18 protein-coding genes are annotated in these 16,566 nt (G+C 73.5%); 8 read left to right on the top strand and 10 right to left on the bottom strand.

All coding sequences use genetic code 11. The features are described 5' to 3' along the window. Positions 1–6: 6 nt before the first annotated feature. Positions 7–1,437, bottom strand: a complete 1,431-nt coding sequence (gene purB, locus QMQ26_RS32290) for an adenylosuccinate lyase (RefSeq protein WP_404814002.1) — start codon at positions 1,435–1,437, stop codon at positions 7–9. Positions 1,438–1,530: 93 nt separating this feature from the next. On the opposite strand from purB, the gene QMQ26_RS32285 reads away from it, so the two are divergent. Continuing rightward, positions 1,531–1,887, top strand: a complete 357-nt coding sequence (locus QMQ26_RS32285; RefSeq protein WP_100839229.1) for a DUF6204 family protein — start codon at positions 1,531–1,533, stop codon at positions 1,885–1,887. 16 nt (positions 1,888–1,903) lie between these two features. On the opposite strand, the gene QMQ26_RS32280 is transcribed toward QMQ26_RS32285, so the two are convergent. The 4 genes from QMQ26_RS32280 to QMQ26_RS32265 form a co-directional block, all read right to left on the bottom strand. Beyond that, positions 1,904–2,815, bottom strand: a complete 912-nt coding sequence (locus tag QMQ26_RS32280) for a DUF2797 domain-containing protein (RefSeq protein ID WP_282203728.1) — start codon at positions 2,813–2,815, stop codon at positions 1,904–1,906. A 29-nt stretch (positions 2,816–2,844) separates the two neighbouring features. Continuing rightward, the gene (locus QMQ26_RS32275; RefSeq protein ID WP_100839231.1) at positions 2,845–3,306 is read right to left on the bottom strand and encodes a MarR family winged helix-turn-helix transcriptional regulator; all 462 of its coding nucleotides are present in this window, start codon (positions 3,304–3,306) and stop codon (positions 2,845–2,847) included. Positions 3,307–3,412: 106 nt separating this feature from the next. Then, positions 3,413–3,817 (bottom strand): DUF3037 domain-containing protein, encoded by a 405-nt coding sequence (locus QMQ26_RS32270; protein WP_282203727.1) that lies wholly within the window; start codon positions 3,815–3,817, stop codon positions 3,413–3,415. Then, the gene (locus QMQ26_RS32265; RefSeq protein WP_282203726.1) at positions 3,814–4,572 is read right to left on the bottom strand and encodes a HipA family kinase; all 759 of its coding nucleotides are present in this window, start codon (positions 4,570–4,572) and stop codon (positions 3,814–3,816) included. The genes QMQ26_RS32270 and QMQ26_RS32265 overlap by 4 nt, the downstream gene beginning before the upstream one ends. A gap of 154 nt (positions 4,573–4,726) precedes the next feature. Between QMQ26_RS32265 and QMQ26_RS32260 the strand changes: the two genes are divergently transcribed. Continuing rightward, entirely contained in the window at positions 4,727–6,085 is a 1,359-nt protein-coding gene (locus QMQ26_RS32260; RefSeq protein WP_282203725.1) for an NAD(P)/FAD-dependent oxidoreductase, read from the top strand. A gap of 81 nt (positions 6,086–6,166) precedes the next feature. Here QMQ26_RS32260 and ykgO read toward each other — a convergent pair whose 3' ends face one another. Both ykgO and QMQ26_RS32250 read right to left on the bottom strand, forming a co-directional pair. Next, on the bottom strand, positions 6,167–6,289 hold the full coding sequence (gene ykgO / locus QMQ26_RS32255; protein WP_100839234.1) for a type B 50S ribosomal protein L36: 123 nt from the start codon (positions 6,287–6,289) through the stop codon (positions 6,167–6,169). Between the two features lie 95 nt (positions 6,290–6,384). After that, positions 6,385–7,701 (bottom strand): aminotransferase class I/II-fold pyridoxal phosphate-dependent enzyme, encoded by a 1,317-nt coding sequence (locus tag QMQ26_RS32250; protein ID WP_282203724.1) that lies wholly within the window; start codon positions 7,699–7,701, stop codon positions 6,385–6,387. A 34-nt stretch (positions 7,702–7,735) separates the two neighbouring features. Here QMQ26_RS32250 and QMQ26_RS32245 point away from each other — a divergent pair, with 34 nt between their 5' ends. The 6 genes from QMQ26_RS32245 to QMQ26_RS32220 all read left to right on the top strand — a co-directional run bounded on the left by QMQ26_RS32245 (position 7,736) and on the right by QMQ26_RS32220 (position 13,468). Then, positions 7,736–8,401 (top strand): pyridoxamine 5'-phosphate oxidase family protein, encoded by a 666-nt coding sequence (locus QMQ26_RS32245; protein ID WP_282203723.1) that lies wholly within the window; start codon positions 7,736–7,738, stop codon positions 8,399–8,401. Next, the gene (locus QMQ26_RS32240) at positions 8,395–9,042 is read left to right on the top strand and encodes an FMN-binding negative transcriptional regulator (RefSeq protein ID WP_282203722.1); all 648 of its coding nucleotides are present in this window, start codon (positions 8,395–8,397) and stop codon (positions 9,040–9,042) included. Before QMQ26_RS32245 ends, QMQ26_RS32240 begins: the two co-directional genes overlap by 7 nt. A 153-nt stretch (positions 9,043–9,195) precedes the next feature. Beyond that, complete coding sequence (locus tag QMQ26_RS32235) at positions 9,196–10,557, top strand: sugar porter family MFS transporter (RefSeq protein WP_282203721.1); 1,362 nt, start codon at positions 9,196–9,198, stop codon at positions 10,555–10,557. A 142-nt stretch (positions 10,558–10,699) separates the two neighbouring features. After that, positions 10,700–11,389: a dienelactone hydrolase family protein gene (locus QMQ26_RS32230; protein WP_100839239.1), complete on the top strand. Its 690-nt coding sequence runs from the start codon at positions 10,700–10,702 to the stop codon at positions 11,387–11,389. A gap of 324 nt (positions 11,390–11,713) precedes the next feature. Beyond that, on the top strand, positions 11,714–12,979 hold the full coding sequence (locus QMQ26_RS32225) for an MFS transporter (protein ID WP_282203720.1): 1,266 nt from the start codon (positions 11,714–11,716) through the stop codon (positions 12,977–12,979). An 81-nt stretch (positions 12,980–13,060) separates the two neighbouring features. Further along, on the top strand, positions 13,061–13,468 hold the full coding sequence (locus QMQ26_RS32220) for an HAD domain-containing protein (protein ID WP_282203719.1): 408 nt from the start codon (positions 13,061–13,063) through the stop codon (positions 13,466–13,468). On the opposite strand, the gene QMQ26_RS32215 is transcribed toward QMQ26_RS32220, so the two are convergent. The 3 genes from QMQ26_RS32215 to QMQ26_RS32205 all read right to left on the bottom strand — a co-directional run bounded on the left by QMQ26_RS32215 (position 13,452) and on the right by QMQ26_RS32205 (position 16,525). Next, complete coding sequence (locus tag QMQ26_RS32215; RefSeq protein WP_282203718.1) at positions 13,452–14,021, bottom strand: GNAT family N-acetyltransferase; 570 nt, start codon at positions 14,019–14,021, stop codon at positions 13,452–13,454. The two genes, QMQ26_RS32220 and QMQ26_RS32215, sit on opposite strands and share 17 nt — an antisense overlap. Next, entirely contained in the window at positions 14,011–14,670 is a 660-nt protein-coding gene (locus QMQ26_RS32210) for a lasso peptide biosynthesis B2 protein (protein WP_282203717.1), read from the bottom strand. Before QMQ26_RS32210 ends, QMQ26_RS32215 begins: the two co-directional genes overlap by 11 nt. Before the next feature lie 67 nt (positions 14,671–14,737). Next, positions 14,738–16,525: an albusnodin/ikarugamycin family macrolactam cyclase gene (locus tag QMQ26_RS32205; RefSeq protein WP_404814229.1), complete on the bottom strand. Its 1,788-nt coding sequence runs from the start codon at positions 16,523–16,525 to the stop codon at positions 14,738–14,740. Positions 16,526–16,566 lie beyond the last annotated feature (41 nt).

Below are 16,566 nucleotides of genomic sequence, written 5' to 3'. Positions count from 1 at the left end.
GGTACGTCAGAGGATGTCGCCGGGAGCGTACTTGGCGGCCTCCGGGTGGGCGGCGGCCACCTCCTCGACGCGCCGGACCAGCTCGCCGACCTGGGCGGCGGCGGCGCCGGTGAAGGAGAGCCGGTCGGCCAGCAGGGCCTCCAGCGCGGCGTGGTCCAGCGGGATGCGCTCGTCGGCGGCCAGGGCGGGCACCAGGGTGTTCTCGCGGGCGCCCTCGCGCATGGCGAGCGCGGCGGCCACCGCGTGCTCCTTGATGACCTCGTGCGCGGTCTCCCGGCCGACGCCGGCCCGCACCGCGCCCATCAGGACCTTGGTGGTGGCCAGGAACGGCAGGTAGCGGTCCAGCTCGGCCTCGATCACGGCGGGGAAGGCGCCGAACTCGTCGAGGACGGTCAGGAAGGTCTCCAGCAGGCCGTCGAAGGCGAAGAACGCGTCCGGCAGCGCGACCCGGCGCACCACGGAGCAGGAGACGTCGCCCTCGTTCCACTGGTCGCCGCCGAGCTCGGCGGTCATCGAGGCGTAGCCGCGCAGGATGACGGCCAGGCCGTTGACGCGCTCGCAGGAGCGGGTGTTCATCTTGTGCGGCATCGCCGAGGAGCCGACCTGGCCGGCCTTGAAGCCCTCGGTGACCAGCTCGTGGCCGGCCATCAGGCGGATGGTCTTGGCCAGGCTGGAGGGGCCGGCGGCGAGCTGGACGAGCGCGGAGACCACGTCGTAGTCGAGCGAGCGCGGGTAGACCTGGCCGACCGAGGTGAGCACGTTCTCGAAGCCGAGGTGCCCGGCGACCCGGCGCTCCAGCTCGGCGAGCTTGTGGGCGTCGCCGCCGAGCAGGTCGAGCATGTCCTGCGCGGTGCCGACCGGGCCCTTGATGCCGCGCAGCGGGTAGCGGGCGATCAGTTCCTCGAGGCGGACGAAGGCGACCAGGACCTCGTCGGCGGCGGTCGCGAAGCGCTTGCCGAGGGTGGTGGCCTGGGCGGCGACGTTGTGCGAGCGGCCGGCCATGACCAGTTCGCCGTACTGGGCGGCGAGGCGGCCCAGGCGGACCAGCACGGCGACCGTGCGGTCGCGGACGTGCTCCAGCGACTGGCGGATCTGGAGCTGCTCGACGTTCTCGGTGAGGTCGCGCGAGGTCATGCCCTTGTGGATCTGCTCGTGCCCGGCGAGTTCGGAGAACTCCTCGATCCGGGCCTTCACGTCGTGCCGGGTGACCTTCTCGCGGGCGGCGATGGACGCCAGGTCGACCTGGTCAACCACCCGCTCGTAGTCGGCGATCGCGGTGGCCGGCACCTCGATGCCGAGGTCCTGCTGCGCCTTGAGGACGGCCAGCCACAGGTGGCGCTCCAGGACCACCTTGTGCTCGGGGGACCACAGCTGGGCCAGGGTCGCCGAGGCGTACCGGGAGGCCAGGACATTGGGGATCTTGGGCTTCGCGCTCACGTTTCGCAAGCCTAACAGTCGAGGTCAGGCGAGCACGCAGCGCGTCCGGAAACCGGGATGAGCGCGGCGGGGTCGGCGGGTTAGGGTCCGGGCATGACCAAGCGCACCTTTCGGATCACGGTCCGCGGCTCCTTCGACGCCCTGACCGACGAGCAGCGGGCCGGGTTGCAGGCCCGGGCGGCGGAACACGACGTGCTCCGCGCGGAGTTCACCGAGGAGGGGCACCTGACGTACGACCTGTCGGCGCGGCCGTTCTTCACCTTCCGGTTCCTGGAGTACGGGGAGGCGGAGGAGGACGTGGTGGCGGCGTCGGTGCGGGCCGAGACGGCGGCGGAGCTGTGGCTGACCGACCGCGGGTACGGCTACAAGAACCTGAAGTCGCAGGCGCAGGACATGGCGCTGGCGACGCTGGGCGCGCGGCAGAAGCAGGAGGCCCGGAAGAAGGGCTGACCCGGGCGCCCTGGACTCAGAACAGGGCGTCCTGTTCGGCGGCGGGGCGGGCCCTGGTGAGCAGGGTCAGCCCCGCGCAGCCGGGGCCGTCGGGTTCGGCGTGCAGCGTCCAGCCGGTGAGCAGGCGGGTGTCGAGCAGCAGCGGGAGGCCGTCGGGGCGGTCGAGGAAGAGGTGGCCGCCGATCGGGCGGCGCAGCCGGCCGGCCAGCCGGGCGCCGTCGGCGAGCGAGGTGACCTGCTGGTAGCGGTCGGGGGCGCCGTCGGTGAGGCCGAAGAGCTCGACCTGGTCGGTGACGGGGTGGTCGGGCAGCGGTTCCAGCTGTTCGTGCCCCTGCTCGGCCAGCAGCCGGTGGGCGCGGGTGCGGGCGGCGGTGAGCGCGGCCCGCCGCTCGGCGGGGGCGGGCAGCTGCCACCAGGCCGGGTACTTGGCGGCGGCGGGGACCCGCTCGCGGGCCAACCGGGCGTGGGCGAGGGCGAGTTCGGCCCGGCGGACGGCGGGCAGCGGGCCGCGGGCGATGAACGTCCAGGTGAGGGCGGCCTGTTCGAGCAGGCGGACGGTGCCGCGCTCCTCGGCGGTGAGGCCGACCTTGAGCAGGCCGGGGGCGAACCAGGCGAGGTAGAGGCGGTAGTCGCGGCCGTCGTCGAGGATGCGGTCCCGGGCGAGCTGGAGGCCGCGGTCGGCGTTCTGGCAGCTCGGGCACTGGCTGGTGGTGCCCTCGGGCTGGACGGTGGCGCGGTGCGGGCAGGGGCGGTGGCCGCGCTCGGTGTGCGCGCCGGTGCAGCGGCGGGGGCCGGAGATCCGCCAGGCGACGGCCAGGCCGTCGGTGAGCGGGCGGTCGTGGCGCTGCCGGCCGTCGCTGGCGGTGAGGAGGGGCGCGCCGTCCTGCCAGCGCAGCCCGGTGGCGGTCCATCCGTTCGCCTGGTGCATGCGGTGAGCGTACGGCACGCCACCGACGGTCACTGCGGCGGCGGGGTGCAGGGGCGCAGCAGCAGCGGCAGGACCTGGTCGCAGAGCCCGGAGAGGGCGGTGCGCTGGTCGGGGTCGAGGCTGTCGAAGGCGGCGCGGGCGCGGGTCATGTCGTCGCGGATCCGGTCGAGGACCTCGCGGCCCTGGTCGGTGATGGTGACGATCTTGACCCGGCGGTCGGCGGCGGCGGCCTCGCGGCGGGCGTAGCCGAGCGTTTCGAGGCGGTCGACGATGCCGGTGACGTTGGAGGCGTCGCAGCCGAGGCGGCCGGCCAGGGCGCGCATCGGGACGGGTTCGAGGACCGCCTTGAGCGCCTTGGCCTGGGAGGAGTTGAGGCCGTGGCGGGCCGCGGCGGCGGCGTAGTCCTGGAAGTAGGCGGTGCCGACGGCCGCGATCTGTTCCATCAGCTCGGTGGTGGAGGGTGCGGTGCCGGTGCCTGTGGTGCTGCCCATGGCGGTCAGGGTACGCCCATTCGTTTCAGTGACTCCAGTATTGAGTCTGGCAAGTGGTTTGCGGATTCGACGGACGGTGTGTGCGCGTCCGTCGCGACGGGTCCGCTCAGAGCACCAGACGGTCGAACAGGTGGTGCAGTTCCGCGTCCGGGTCGGCGGTCAGCCCGGTGTGCACCGGGCCGGGCTGGACCACGGCGCTGCGCGGGGCGGTCAGCCAGCGGAAGCGCTGCCCGGCGCTGTCCCGGGCGGCCGGGCCGGCCGCCTCGCCGCCCGCGCAGACCGCCTCGATGCCGCGCAGCGCGCGCCGCACGCCGGCCGCGTCGGCCAGCGCGTCCAGGGCGAGCAGCCGGCCCTGGTCGAGGTGGGTGCGGGCGCCCAGGTACTCGGCGTGGCGGCAGTACAGCAGCACGCCGATGTTGACGCACTCGCCGCGCTCGACCCGGGGGACGGCCCGGATCAGGGCGTACTCGTAGTCGTGGACGGGGTGGCCGGGCACGGGCAGGTCGGTCATCGGGCCGCCACCTCCGGGAGCCAGTCGCGGGGCCCGGCCAGGCGGGCGGTGAGCTGGGCGGTGTACGCGGCGCGGACGTCCGCGGGGCCGGTGAAGCCGGGCTCGTCGGCCAGCCAGACGTCCGGGACGGCGGCGACCGCCGCGGGCAGCGCCCCGGCGGCGAGGGCGGCGAGGTCGGCGTCGACCCGCGGCAGGCGGCCGGCGGCGTGCCGCAGCGCGTGGTCGGAGGCGTCGTAGGGCTTGCGGCGCCACTTCTCGGCGCCCGGCCAGCTGTGGTGGAAGACCAGGCTGGCGCCGTGGTCGATCAGCCGCAGCCCGCCGGCCGCGACCAGCAGGTTGGGGTTGCGCCAGGAGCGGTCGACGTTGCCGATCAGGGCGTCGAACCAGAGCACCCGGGCGGCGGTGTCCTCGTCCACCTCGAAGCAGAGCGGGTCGAAGTTCAGCGCCCCCGGGACGTACGCCATGCCGAGGTTGGTGCCGCCGCTGGCCCGCATCTGGTCCTGGATCTGCACCTCGGGCTCGCTGCGGGCCAGCACCGGGTCCAGGTCCACCAGGGCCAGTTCGGGCACCGGCAGGCCGAGCCGGCGGCCCAGCTCGCCGGCCAGCACCTCGGCCACCAGCGCCTTGCGGCCCTGGGCCGCGCCGACCCACTTCAGGACGTACAGGCGGCGGTCGTCGGCCTCGATCAGGCCGGGCATCGAACCGCCTTCGCGCAGCGGCGTCGCGTAGCGGACGGCCGTCACCTCGGAGAGCATCCGGACAGCCTAGCGGCCCGGGGCGGTGGCATGGCTCGGCGGCGGCCGGGCAGGCGTCGGGCGGGCGTTGGAGATGCACCCGCCGTTACCCCGTGCGAGTGTGGCCAACAGTCGTCCTTGCCACTCACGGACCTGCACACAGTAGGGGATGAAGATGGAACGACCTCGGATCCTGATCGTCGGCGGCGGCTTCGCCGGACTCGAGTGCGCGCGCCGCCTGGAGCGCAAGCTCGCCCCCTCCGAGGCGGAGATCTCCCTGGTCACGCCGTTCTCGTACCAGCTGTACCTGCCGCTGCTGCCGCACGTCGCGGCCGGGGTGCTGACCCCGCAGTCGGTGGCGATCTCGCTGCGGCGCTCGCTGCGGCGCACCCACATCGTGCCGGGCGGGGCGATCGGCATCGATCCGCGCTCGAAGGTCGCCGTGGTCCGCAAGATCACCGACGAGGTGGTCGCGGAGAAGTACGACTACCTGGTGCTCGCGCCGGGCAGCGTCACCCGGACCTTCGACATCCCCGGCCTGCCGGACTACGCGCGCGGCATGAAGACGCTCGCCGAGGCCACCTACATCCGCGACCACGTGATCGCCCAGCTCGACCTGGCGTCCGCGTCGATGGACGAGAACGAGCGGGCCTCCCGGCTCCAGTTCGTGGTGGTCGGCGGCGGGTACGCGGGCACCGAGACGGCGGCCTGCCTGCAGCGGCTGACCACCGCGGCGGCCAAGCGCTACCCGCGGCTGGACCCGCAGCTGATCAAGTGGCACCTGATCGACATCGCGCCGCGGCTGATGCCCGAGCTGGGCGACAAGCTGGGCGTCACCGCGATGGAGATCCTGCGCGCGCGCGGCGTGGACGTGTCGCTGGGCGTGTCGATCGCCGAGGTCGGCCCGGAGACGGTGAAGTTCACCGACGGGCGGACCCTGCCGTGCCGGACCCTGATCTGGACGGCCGGCGTGGCCGCCTCCCCGCTGGTGGGCACGCTGGACGCGGAGACGGTGCGCGGGCGGCTGGCGGTGACGGCGGAGATGCGGGTGCCGCAGTTCGAGGGCGTCTTCGCGCTCGGCGACGCGGCGGCGGTGCCGGACCTGGCCAAGGGCGACGGGGCGGTGTGCCCGCCGACCGCGCAGCACTCGGCCCGGCAGGGCAAGAAGGTCGCCGACAACCTGGTGGCGGCGTTGCGCAACCAGCCGCTGCAGCCGTATTTCCACAAGGACCTGGGCCTGGTGGTCGACCTGGGCGGCAAGGACGCGGTGTCCAAGCCGCTGGGGATCGAGCTGCACGGCGCGCCCGCGCAGGCGGTGGCCCGCGGCTACCACGTGATGGCGATGCGCACCAACGCGGCGAAGTACCGCACGGCGGCCAACTGGCTGCTGAACGCCACCGCGGGCGACGACTTCGTCCGGACCGGCTTCCTGGCCCGCCAGCCCGCCCGACTGCGCGACTTCGAGTACACCGACGCGTACCTGTCCCGCGACGAGGTCCGCGAGCACGCGCAGTCGCTGCTGGCCAAGGGCTGAGCCCTGGGCGCTGAGCGTTGAGCGCCCGCCGCACGGCGGAAGGCCCCGCCCGGTTCCTCCGGGGCGGGGCCTTCGCGCTGCTCAGCCCTGGCGGGCCTTGAAGCGCGGGTCCCTCCGGTTGATCACGAAGGTGCGCCCGCGCCGGCGGACCACCTGGGCGCCGGGCTTGGCCTTCAGGGAGCGGAGCGAGTTTCGGATGCGCATGGCCGGTCCTTCCTGCTGGTCGTTCCCCCCGCGCCCTGCAACCGGGCCGGGCCGCCCGCTATTCCTCGCGTCCATGACAGCCGGGGCGGCGGTGCTCAGGTGAGCCGGGAGCCGGCCGCCGGGGCGGACAGGGTGGTGGCGAGGTCGGCGGCGAGGGTGGTGGATTCGGCGGGGGTGAGGGTGGAGACGGTGATCCGGAGGCCGGGCGGGGAGGCGAGGCGGAAGCGGGAGCCGGGGGCGGTGACCCAGCCGCGGTGGAGCAGGGCGGCGGTGGCGGCGGTCTCGTCGGGGACGGGGACCCAGACGTTGAGGCCGCTGGCGCCGTGGGCGCGGATGCCGTGGGCGGCGAGGGCGGCGAGCAGGGCGTCGCGGCGGGCGCGGTAGACCGGGGCGGGGGCGGGCGGGTCGCGGCGCAGTGCGAGGACGGCGCGCTGGAGCAGGTGGCTGACCCAGCCCGCGTCCAGGCGCTGGCGGCCCAGGACCCGGGCGATGGTGTCGGCGTCGCCGGTGCAGACCGCGACCCGCAGGTCGGGGGCGAGCGCCTTGGCGGCGGAGCGCACCAGCGTCCAGTGCGCGACGGTGCCGGCGGCCAGTGACTGGAAGGGCTGGTCGACCATGCCGTGACCGTGGTCGTCCTCGATCAGGACGGTGGCGGGGCGGGCGGCCAGGACGGCGCGCAGCGCGGCGGCGCGGGCCGGGGTGAGGGCGGCGCCGGTGGGGTTCTGGGCCCGGCTGGTGACGATCAGGGCGCGGGCGCCGTGGTCGAGCGCGGCGGCGGCGGGGCCGGGCAGCGGGCCCTCGTCGTCGACCGGGACGGGGACGGGGCGCAGGCCGAGCGCGGGCAGCAGGTCGAGCAGGCTGCCCCAGCCCGGGTCCTCGACGGCGACGGTGTCGCCGGGGCGCAGGTGGGCGGCGAGGACCCGCGAGATGGTGTCCAACGCGCCGGAGCAGACCGCGAGTTCGCCGTCGGGGACGCCGTCGGCGCGGAACTCGGCGCGGAACCCGGCGAGCAGCCCGGGCTCGGCGACCGGCTGCCCGTACAGGACGGCGGGCCCGGCGGCCGCGGCGGCCAGCGCGGGGCCGAGCGGGGGCAGCAGGGCCGGGTCGGGGTTGCCGGCCGACAGGTCGCGGGCACCGGGCGGGACGGGCAGCCGGGCCTGGTCCCGGGGGGCGGTGACCGGGCGGGGGCGGACCCGGCTGCCGCGCCGCCCGGCGGTCTCGATGACGCCGCGTTCGCGCAGCAGGCGGTAGGCGGCGGCCACCGTGTTGGGGTTCACGCCGAGCTCGACGGCCAGGTCGCGCAGCGGGGGCAGGGCGGCACCCGGGGCCAACTCCCCCGCCGCGACCGCGCGTTCGACGTCGGCGGCAATCTCGCTGGCTCGCCGACCGGTGATCCGATACTCTCCTAGCACAAAGTAGATTATGCACTAGTGCAGAGGAGTTGTCATGTCGGACAGCCCCGGCGGGTCGTACACCCGCGACGGCCTCACCACCCCGACCCGCTCCAAGGAGCGCGCCGCCTGGGACGAGCAGGCGGTGCACGCGATCCTGGACGCCGGGTACCTGTGCCACCTCGGCTTCGTCCGGGACGGCGCGCCGGTCGTGCTGCCCACGCTGTACGCCCGGGTCGGCCGCCGGCTGTACGTGCACGGCTCGACCGGCAGCCGCCCGCTGCGCGGGGCCAAGGGCGAGGAGGGCCTGCCGGTGTGCGTGACGGTGACGCACCTGGACGGGCTGGTGCTGGCCAAGTCGGCCTTCCACCACTCCGTCAACTACCGCTCGGTGGTCGCGCACGGCACCGCCCACCAGGTCACCGACCCCGCCGAGCTGCGGCTGGCGCTGGACGCGATCGTCGAGCAGGTGGTGGCGGGCCGCGCGGCCGACTGCCGGCCGGCCAACGCCAAGGAGCTGGCCGCCACCGCGGTGATCCGGCTGGAGCTGGACCGGGTCTCGGCCAAGACCCGCACCGGCGGCGTCAACGACGAACCCGAGGACCTCGCCCTGCCGTACTGGGCGGGCGTGGTGCCGGTCACCCCCGCCCACGGCGCGCCGCTGCCCGCCCCGCACACGGAGGTCGAACTCCCGCCGTACCTGCGGGAGTCGGCGTGCTGATCCGGGGCTGGGACCGGGGCTCGGAGCAGGAGTGGCGCCAGTGGCTGGCCGCCGGGCGGGACTTCGGCACCCTGGCGGCCAACGGCCCCGACGGCCCGGTCCTCGTCCCCACGCACTTCCTGCTGGACGCGGACGCGGGCGAGGTGCTGCTGCACCTGGCCGCCGCCAACCCGCTGCTCGCCGCGGTGCGCGCCGACCCGCGCGTCACGCTGGCCGTCACCGACGACTACGCCTTCGCCCCCGGCCGCTGGCGCGGCGAGCCGTACACGCCGACCAGCTACTACGCGTCCGTCCAGTTCTCCTGCACCGCCGAGCTGGTGGAGGACGTCGCCGGCAAGGCCGCGATCCTCAACCGGCAGCTGGCGCACTTCCAGCCCGAGCGGCCCGGCGACCGGGTCGGGCCCGGCGGCGCGCAGTGGGCGCTGCTGACCGGCGTGCGGGGGCTGCGGCTGACGGTGCGCCGGGTGCGGGCGAAGTTCAAGTACGACGACAAGAAGCCGGTCGAGCTCCAGGCCGAGGTCGCCGAGCGGCTGGCCGAGCGCCACGCGGCCACCGGGAACCCGCAGGACGCCGGGGCGCGGACGCAGCTGCTGCGGCGGATGGCGGTACGGACGGCCGGTCCCGACCGTTCGCCGGACTGACGGATCGTCCGTTCCGGGCGTGTCGAACGCGTACCGCGGGGTAGCCGCTGATCGAATTACCTCCGGATATTTCCGCCCGAAACGGGCGGAACGGGATGTAGGGAGAGAACACTGGCTACCCACTCCGCCGCCAGGGACGAACACCTCGGCCATGTGGTGTTCATCTCCGCAGCCGCCGCGATGGGCGGGTTCCTGTTCGGCTACGACAGCGCGGTGATCAACGGTGCGGTCACCGGCATCCAGAAGCACTTCGGCGTCGGCAACGGCGAGACCGCGTTCGTGGTCGCCATCGCCCTGCTCGGCTCGGCGGCCGGCGCGGTGGTCGCCGGCTGGCTGGCCGACCACTACGGCCGGGTGCGCACCATGCTGCTGGCCGCCGTCCTGTTCGCGATCAGCGGCGTCGGCTCGATGTTCCCGCCCAGCATCGAGGTGCTCGGCGTGTGGCGCGTGCTCGGCGGCATCGCCATCGGCATCGCCTCGGTGATCGCCCCCACCTACATCGCCGAGGTCGCGCCGACCGCCTACCGGGGCCGGCTGGCCTCCTTCCAGCAGATGGCCATCGTGCTCGGCATCACCGTCTCGCAGCTCGCCAACTGGGGGCTCAACCAGGCCGCCGACGGCGAGTCCACCAACCACCTGGCGGGCATCCAGGCGTGGCAGTGGATGCTCGGCGTCGAGGCCGTGCCCGCGATCGTCTACGGGCTGATGGCGCTGTCCATCCCCGAGTCGCCGCGCTACCTGATCGCCAACAACCGGGAGGCGCAGGCCCGCAAGGTGCTGGCCGAGGTCGAGGGCTCCGGCGTCGACCTGGACGCCCGGATGGCGGAGATCCGCCAGGTGCTCGACACCGAGAACAAGCCGCGCCTGAAGGACCTGCTGGGCGGGCGGTTCGGACTGCTGCCGATCGTCTGGATCGGCATCGGCGCCTCGGTGTTCCAGCAGTTCGTCGGCATCAACGTGATCTTCTACTACTCGTCGTTCCTGTGGCAGTCGGTCGGCATCGACGAGTCCAACTCGCTGCTGATCTCGCTCTCCACCTCGATCGTCAACGTGGTCGGCACCGTGGTCGCGATGCTGCTGGTCGACCGGATCGGCCGCAAGCCGCTGGCGCTGGCCGGCTCCGCGGGCATGGCCGTCGCCCTCGCGGTCGCCGCCTGGGCGTTCTCCTTCCGGCACGGCACCGGCGACAGCGCGACCCTGGACGACGCGTACGCCACCACCGCGCTGGTCGCCGCGCACGTCTTCGTGTTCTGCTTCGCCTTCTCCTGGGGCGTGGTGGTCTGGGTACTGCTCGGCGAGATGTTCCCCAACCGGATCAGGGCGCTCGCCCTGTCGGTGGCCGCCTCCGCGCAGTGGATCGCCAACTGGGCGATCACCGTCAGCTTCCCCAACCTCTCCGACTGGAACCTGTCGGCGACGTACGTCATCTACGCCTGCTTCGCGCTGCTCTCCATCCCGTTCGTGGCCTTCTTCATCAAGGAGACCAAGGGCAAAGCACTGGAGGAGATGGGCTGAACGGAACCGGTCGACCTGCCGGCAGGACGACCGACGGCGGGTGGCGGAGACGGCCGCCGCCACCCGCCGGGCTTAGAGTGCCGGTCGCACCCCCCGCTGCCCGCCGCGAGCTGCCGCCCGCGGCCGTCCCGACGGAGAGGCCATGGGCGCCGCCCGCCAGAACACCAGCTTCCCCGGCCCCGGAAGCACCCTGCACGGCTACCTCGCCCCACCGCCCGCCGGCACCGGCCCCGGCGTCCTGGTCGTCCAGGAGTGGTGGGGCCTCACCCGGCACATCGCCGAACTCACCGACCGCCTCGCCGCGGCCGGCTTCGTCGCCCTCGCCCCCGACCTGTACGGCGGCACCGTCACCCACGACCGGGCCGAGGCCGCGAGGATGAGACGCGAACTCCCGGTGGAACGGGCCGCCGAAGAACTCTCCGCCGCGGTCGACCACCTGCTCGACCACCCGGCGACGGTCGGCGACGCGATCGGCGTCGTCGGCCTCTGCATGGGCGGCGCCCTGGCCCTGCACCTCGCCACCCGGGAGGGCGACCGGATCGCCGCGGTCGTCCCCTTCTACGGCCTCCCGGACGAGGACCACCCCTACACCGGCCTCACCGCGCACGTCCTCGGCCACTACGGCGAACGGGACGCCTCGCTGCCCACCGAGACCGTCGACGAGGCCGCGATCCGCATCGGCGAGGCGACCGGACGCCGCCCCGAGATCCACTTCTACCCGGCCGGCCACGCCTTCCTCAACGACGAGAAGACCCCCAGCACGTACGACCCGCTCCAGGCCGAGATCGCCTGGCGCCGCACCGTCAGCTTCCTCTGGGGCCACCTGGGCTGACACCGCCTCCGGCGGGGGGGCCGGTTGGGAGGGGAGAGAAACGGCCCGAGATCGCCCGGCACCGCACCGATCAACCTCCTCCGGAGACAGCCGGGCCGAGGCCGCCTCCGGCGGGGGGCCCGGGCGGGAGGGAAGGGACAACAGCCCCAGACCGCCCGGCACCGCACCGATTAACCTCCTCCGGAGACAGCCGGGCCGAGGCCGCCCGGGGCCGCCGCGTGCGGCTCCGGTTGGGCGGGCGGTTGGGCGGCCGGTTGGGCGGGTGGGTTTCGCCGGTGGGAAAAGCGCTGGACAGCGGGGGTGCGGCGGGGTCATCGTCGGGCGGTGGGTTTCCTCGATCCGGCCTGGGCGGGCCGCAATTACCGCGTTCAGAGCGCTGCGGCGGTGGTGAGCGGGCTCGGCAACGCCGCGGCGCCGATCGCCACCGCGTTCGCCGTGCTGCACTCCGGGGCCGGATGGGGCAGTGCCGAGGTGGGGTACGTGACGGCGGCCCGGACGGTGCCGTTGGTGGTGCTGCTGCTGGTGGGCGGGGCGGTCGCGGACCGGTTGCCGCGGCATCTGGTGATGGTCGGGGCGAACGTGTTCAACGCCGGTTCGCAGGCGGTGCTGGCGGCGCTGGTGCTGCTCGGGCAGCCGGGTCTGTGGGCACTGATGGTGCTCTCGGCGGCGGGCGGGGCCGGGCAGGCGTTCTACGCGCCGGCCGCGGAGGGCGTGATCCTGCGGGCGGTGCCGGCGGAGCACGCCGCGAAGGCGTTCTCGGTGTTCAAGATGGCGGTGAACGGCGCGTCGATCGCCGGTGCGGCGCTCGGCGGCGTGCTGGTCGCGGCGGTCGGCCCCGGCTGGGTGCTGGCGGGCGACGCGGCGTGCTTCGCCGTCGCGGCGGCGCTGCGGGCCGGCCTGGAGCAGGTGGCCGCCGACCGGGGGCCGGGCGGGCCCGGGCTGGTGCACGAACTTCGGGTCGGCTGGCGGGAGTTCCGCGCCCGGCGGTGGCTGTGGGCGGTCGTGGTGCAGTTCGGGGTGACGAACGCCTGCGTGCTCGCGGTGGAGGCGGTGTACGGGCCGGTGGTGGCCGAGGACCGGATGGGCGGCGCCGGGGCGTGGGGGGCGGCGATGGCGGCGCTGAGCGTCGGCATGCTGGCGGCGGGTCCGCTGATGACGCGGTGGCAGCCGCGCCGGCTGCTGCTGGTGGGCAACGGCGGGGTGTTCCTGTTCGGGCTGCCGCCGCTGGCGCTGGCGCTGGGGTGGCCGCTGGTGCCGGTGGCGGCGGCGATGTTCCTGGCGGGGGCGGGCACCACGGTGTTCATCGTGGGCTGGATGGTGACGTTGCAGCAGGAGGTGCCGGAGGAGCTGCTGTCCCGGATGTCGGCGTACGACGCGTTCGGCTCGTTCGCGCTGCTGCCGCTGGGCAGCGCGCTGGCCGGTCCGGCCGCGGCGGCGTTCGGCCTGTCCGGGGCGCTGTGGGGGTGCGCGCTGGTCTGCGCGACGCTGGCCGGGCTGGTGCTGCTGGTGCCGGAGGTGCGGCGGTTGGAGCGGGCGGTCGCCGGGCCGGCGTCCCGCGCGCCGGAACCGGAACCCGTCACTTCCGGGTGACAGCCGCTGACAGCTTGCAACCTCCCGGGGTCGCGCTTCGTCCGACCAGGTAACTGGCCGCGACCCCGGGGAGACCGCCGCATGGGCAAGCCACTGTTGTACCTGGACGTCGACGGGGTGCTGAACCCGGTGTTCCCGTCCCCCGACGACGACTTCGACGCCCACACCCTGCTGGGCTACTCCGTCCTGCTGTCACCTCGCCACGGCGACTGGCTGCGCGAACTGGCCGACCGCTACGAGCTCGTCTGGGCCACCACCTGGGAGAACGCACCGACCTTGCACCTTGTTCCCGACCTGCGGAAACAGGCTGAGGTGCAAGGGGCCACGACCTATTCGTGGCCGCTTACTGCCCCCGCCAAAGCGCTACGGGAAGGGCCCCCGCCCTATGGCTGCGGGGGCAGACACAGGACGGGGGCCAGCCCGCCGCAAGGGGGTGAGCGGCGAGGGTGCGGTGCGGTCGCGGACGCGGCGGTCAGCTCGCCGAGCTGAAGACGCTCGGGCCCGAGAAGTCCGCTGCCAAGGCGTCCATGATCAGCTCGTCGCAGACCGCGCCGTGCCAGTACCCGGCCTGGCGCATAGCACCGACGTGCTGAAAGCCCGCCGTCTCGTAGACGCGGACGGCCGCCTTGTTGGGGGCCAGTACCTTGAGCCAGACGGACCGCAGGTTGGAGACGTGGAACCCGAAGTCCAGCGTCAGGCGGGTCGCCGAGGTGGCGAGGCCCTTGCCCCGCGCGTCGGGCGCGATGACGAGGATGTACTCAGCGGCGCGGGTGTAGGTGTCGGGCTGGAGGGTGGTCATGCCGGCGGGCACGGGGTTCTCGGGGTCGGTGAGGTCGTAGACCGTGAACCTGATGTTCCGGCCGGCGAGCTGCTGCTGAAGGCCCTGGGCGCGACTCGGCAGTGATTCGGGGACCGGACGGCCGAAGCCGATCAGCGAGGACGGGTCTTCCTCCCAGCGCCAGTACTCCTCAGCCAAGTCGGACCGGAGGGGGCCGAGTCCGCAGGTGCCGTCGGACAGCCAGATCAAGCTTTCAGGTGACATGGAACGCTCCGGGGATGCTAAGAATCGCTGTGTACAAGCCAACTGACGCAGGTTCGGCGACGGGTGTCCCGTCAAGGGTCTCGATCCAGGCGTGCAACCGTATCGGGTCGGGCGCGACGCCGTGACGCCAAACCGCGGCCTTGCCCGTGAGGTGAAGCAGCAGCATCGCGGCGGCCGACTCCTCAAGGCAGTTGGTCCGGCCCGGCGAGTACCAGCCCGCGCTACGCGAGGCGTGAACGGCCTGCTCGGCTTCGCTGGCGGTTGCCGGCCTTCTCCGCCCCGTCGTGCTGGCGGAGTGCACCAGCTTCAGGACGCGCCCCATCGCCTCCTGCTTAGGCCCTGCGGCCTTCACGGCGTGGACCGCCGCGAGGGCAGCGGCAGCCGCCAGCAACCGAGTACGCGGAACCGGCGGCAGCGGACTCAGACCGGCCCGGAACTCATCGCCGCCCCAACTCGACTTCGGGGCCCTTGCCTCACGGGCAGCCCGCCAGGGACGAGGCCGGTCGGACTCCACCAGCAACCCACCGTCCAAGAGCGAGGTCAGCAGCCTCTCCGGAAGATGCTGGCCGCTGCCGAACCTCGCTGCCTGGCGGAGAGCCGCGCCGGCCGAGGCGGGGAGCGTACTCACCTGGCCGTTGCGGTAGTTCACCAGGACGACAGCGTGCCCGAAGTCGACAGCGCGAACGTGCCCCGGCATGGTCACGAACCGGACCGAGTTAGCCACGGTCCACCCCCTCTTGCACCGCAACCCACTGCGGGTCCGGCTCGCGGTCCAGGGACAGAAGCCAAGCTTCGACGGCGAGCATGCGATCCAGAATCCCCATCGGCACGGGCATACCCATGGCGGCCTGCTTCAGCACGCGGCGAAGGGCCTGGGGCTCGACCAGGCCGAGCGCGGCGAGGAACCCGTCCGCCAGTCCGAGCAGATCATCCAGGTTCTCCCGCCGACCGGTGTAGAAGTCCGCGTTGAACGAGCCCTTCGTGTTCCTCGCTGCCAGCGCGGACGGCAGCAGGTCACCCATCGCCCGCACCAGTCGCGGCTTGTAGGCGTACACGGGCGGCCGGGCTTCGATGGGGGCGCGCACCACGCTGTTGACCACGCTGGCGTCCAGGAACGGGTTCCGAAGCTGGATACCGATGTCTTCGGCCAGCGCGGCATCCGCCTGCGCCGTCCGGGCCACCTCGCGCACTTCGTCTATGACAGCGCGCGGCCCGGCGTCGAGCCCGATGAGAGGGTCTGGAGCGGCGGCCACCCGCTCAATCTCACCCCGTACGAGTGGAAGGGCCTCAACACCGGCCCACGCCGGGAGCTGTACGGCCGGGAACCAGCGGATAGTGCCGGCCGCCGGAGACGGGTCCTGGCCGATCTGCTCGGCGAGTGCGGACAGTGCGTCGGCTCGGGAGATCCGGGCCGAGATGACCGCCTGCCGGAGGATGTCCAGGAGTGGCAGATGCCGGAGGCGGGCCCAGCCCGCGGCCTGGTCGAGAGCGGCCCGGATCTGCCGGTGTCGGGCCAGATCCGCGATGTGGACCGGCGGCTGTGCGCAGACGCTATCTCCGCCGTCGCCAGTCAGGTGAAGCCGGGTGTCGAACCGCTCGGCCATCCATTCCAACTGCCGGAGCAGCCCGGCCCAGGCCATGGTGGACGGTGCAGGCTCATCAGCGGCCGGCACCTGGGTGATCCCGGTGTAGGGCAGGTGTTCACGTTGCGCAGTTAGAAGGTGGTGCTCGATCCTGCCCGGCATCGAGTCCGCCACGAGACGGGCGAACCGGAGGTCGGCCCCCGACTCGTCCCCTTCGGGGTGAACCGTCACGGCGTGCACGCACACGTCGTCGGGTGCCTGGCGGGCAGCGAGGAGCGTGACGGACGAGGAGTCCAGCCCGCCCGACAGGTCGGTGCTGAACGGAGCGTCGCCCAGGCCCAGGCCCACGGCCTTCTCCAGCTCGGACCGAAGGCGCCCGGCCAGGTCGCGGTCGGGGGACGGCTGCGGAAGCCAGAGGTTCGTGATCTGGGGTGCGGCACCCGGAGCAAGGCGGATGCGAGCGCCCGGGGGCAGTTGCTCAACCTCCGAGAAGTACGACCGACCCGCAACGAGAGCGGGGACCATCGGCGTGAACACCGCAGTCACGAGCCTTCGTGCATCGACCGGGGCTCGCGTGAGTCCGGCGAGGAGCCGCGCCGACGACGACCAAGCCCACCCCGAGCCGAACCGGGTGAGGTAGACCGGCTGCGCTGCGGCAGGGTCGGTGAAGATCAAGGTCTCCTGCTCGGTTTCGGTCACCACCGCGTAGGCTCCCGGCCACCGCCAAGCCAGATCGGCCGGCAGCGGTCCTGCGACCAACGCCTTCAACTCCGCGGGCCGCGCACCACTCAGCCCCAGGACGAATAGTCGGCGGGGCGGACCACCCTCCGCCACGTGGAGCTGGGTGACAGACATACCGTCCCTCCACACGGTCGACTGCGGATGCAGCCGTGTCGCCCCCAACGGGAGCGGTGTGCCCATCGCGGAGCTGGCGAAGCCCCCGAAGCCCATGTTGGTCTCCC

It is taken from the genome of Kitasatospora fiedleri (assembly GCF_948472415.1).
Taxonomy (GTDB): domain Bacteria; phylum Actinomycetota; class Actinomycetes; order Streptomycetales; family Streptomycetaceae; genus Kitasatospora; species Kitasatospora fiedleri.
This window is presented reverse-complemented; position numbering and strand designations above follow the sequence as displayed.

Excerpts from the sequence above, each read along its gene's own strand:
- ykgO (WP_100839234.1), bottom strand. The coding sequence starts at position 6,289 with ATGCGCATCCGAAACTCGCTCCGCTCCCTGAAGGCCAAGCCCGGCGCC.
- QMQ26_RS32280 (WP_282203728.1), bottom strand. The coding sequence starts at position 2,815 with ATGCACCAGGCGAACGGATGGACCGCCACCGGGCTGCGCTGGCAGGAC.
- QMQ26_RS32285 (WP_100839229.1), top strand. The coding sequence starts at position 1,531 with ATGACCAAGCGCACCTTTCGGATCACGGTCCGCGGCTCCTTCGACGCC.
- QMQ26_RS32275 (WP_100839231.1), bottom strand. The coding sequence starts at position 3,306 with ATGGGCAGCACCACAGGCACCGGCACCGCACCCTCCACCACCGAGCTG.
- QMQ26_RS32260 (WP_282203725.1), top strand. The coding sequence starts at position 4,727 with ATGGAACGACCTCGGATCCTGATCGTCGGCGGCGGCTTCGCCGGACTC.
- QMQ26_RS32215 (WP_282203718.1), bottom strand. The coding sequence starts at position 14,021 with ATGTCACCTGAAAGCTTGATCTGGCTGTCCGACGGCACCTGCGGACTC.
- QMQ26_RS32265 (WP_282203726.1), bottom strand. The coding sequence starts at position 4,572 with ATGCTCTCCGAGGTGACGGCCGTCCGCTACGCGACGCCGCTGCGCGAA.
- QMQ26_RS32230 (WP_100839239.1), top strand. The coding sequence starts at position 10,700 with ATGGGCGCCGCCCGCCAGAACACCAGCTTCCCCGGCCCCGGAAGCACC.
- QMQ26_RS32245 (WP_282203723.1), top strand. The coding sequence starts at position 7,736 with ATGTCGGACAGCCCCGGCGGGTCGTACACCCGCGACGGCCTCACCACC.
- QMQ26_RS32205 (WP_404814229.1), bottom strand. The coding sequence starts at position 16,525 with ATGGGCACACCGCTCCCGTTGGGGGCGACACGGCTGCATCCGCAGTCG.
- QMQ26_RS32220 (WP_282203719.1), top strand. The coding sequence starts at position 13,061 with ATGGGCAAGCCACTGTTGTACCTGGACGTCGACGGGGTGCTGAACCCG.
- QMQ26_RS32270 (WP_282203727.1), bottom strand. The coding sequence starts at position 3,817 with ATGACCGACCTGCCCGTGCCCGGCCACCCCGTCCACGACTACGAGTAC.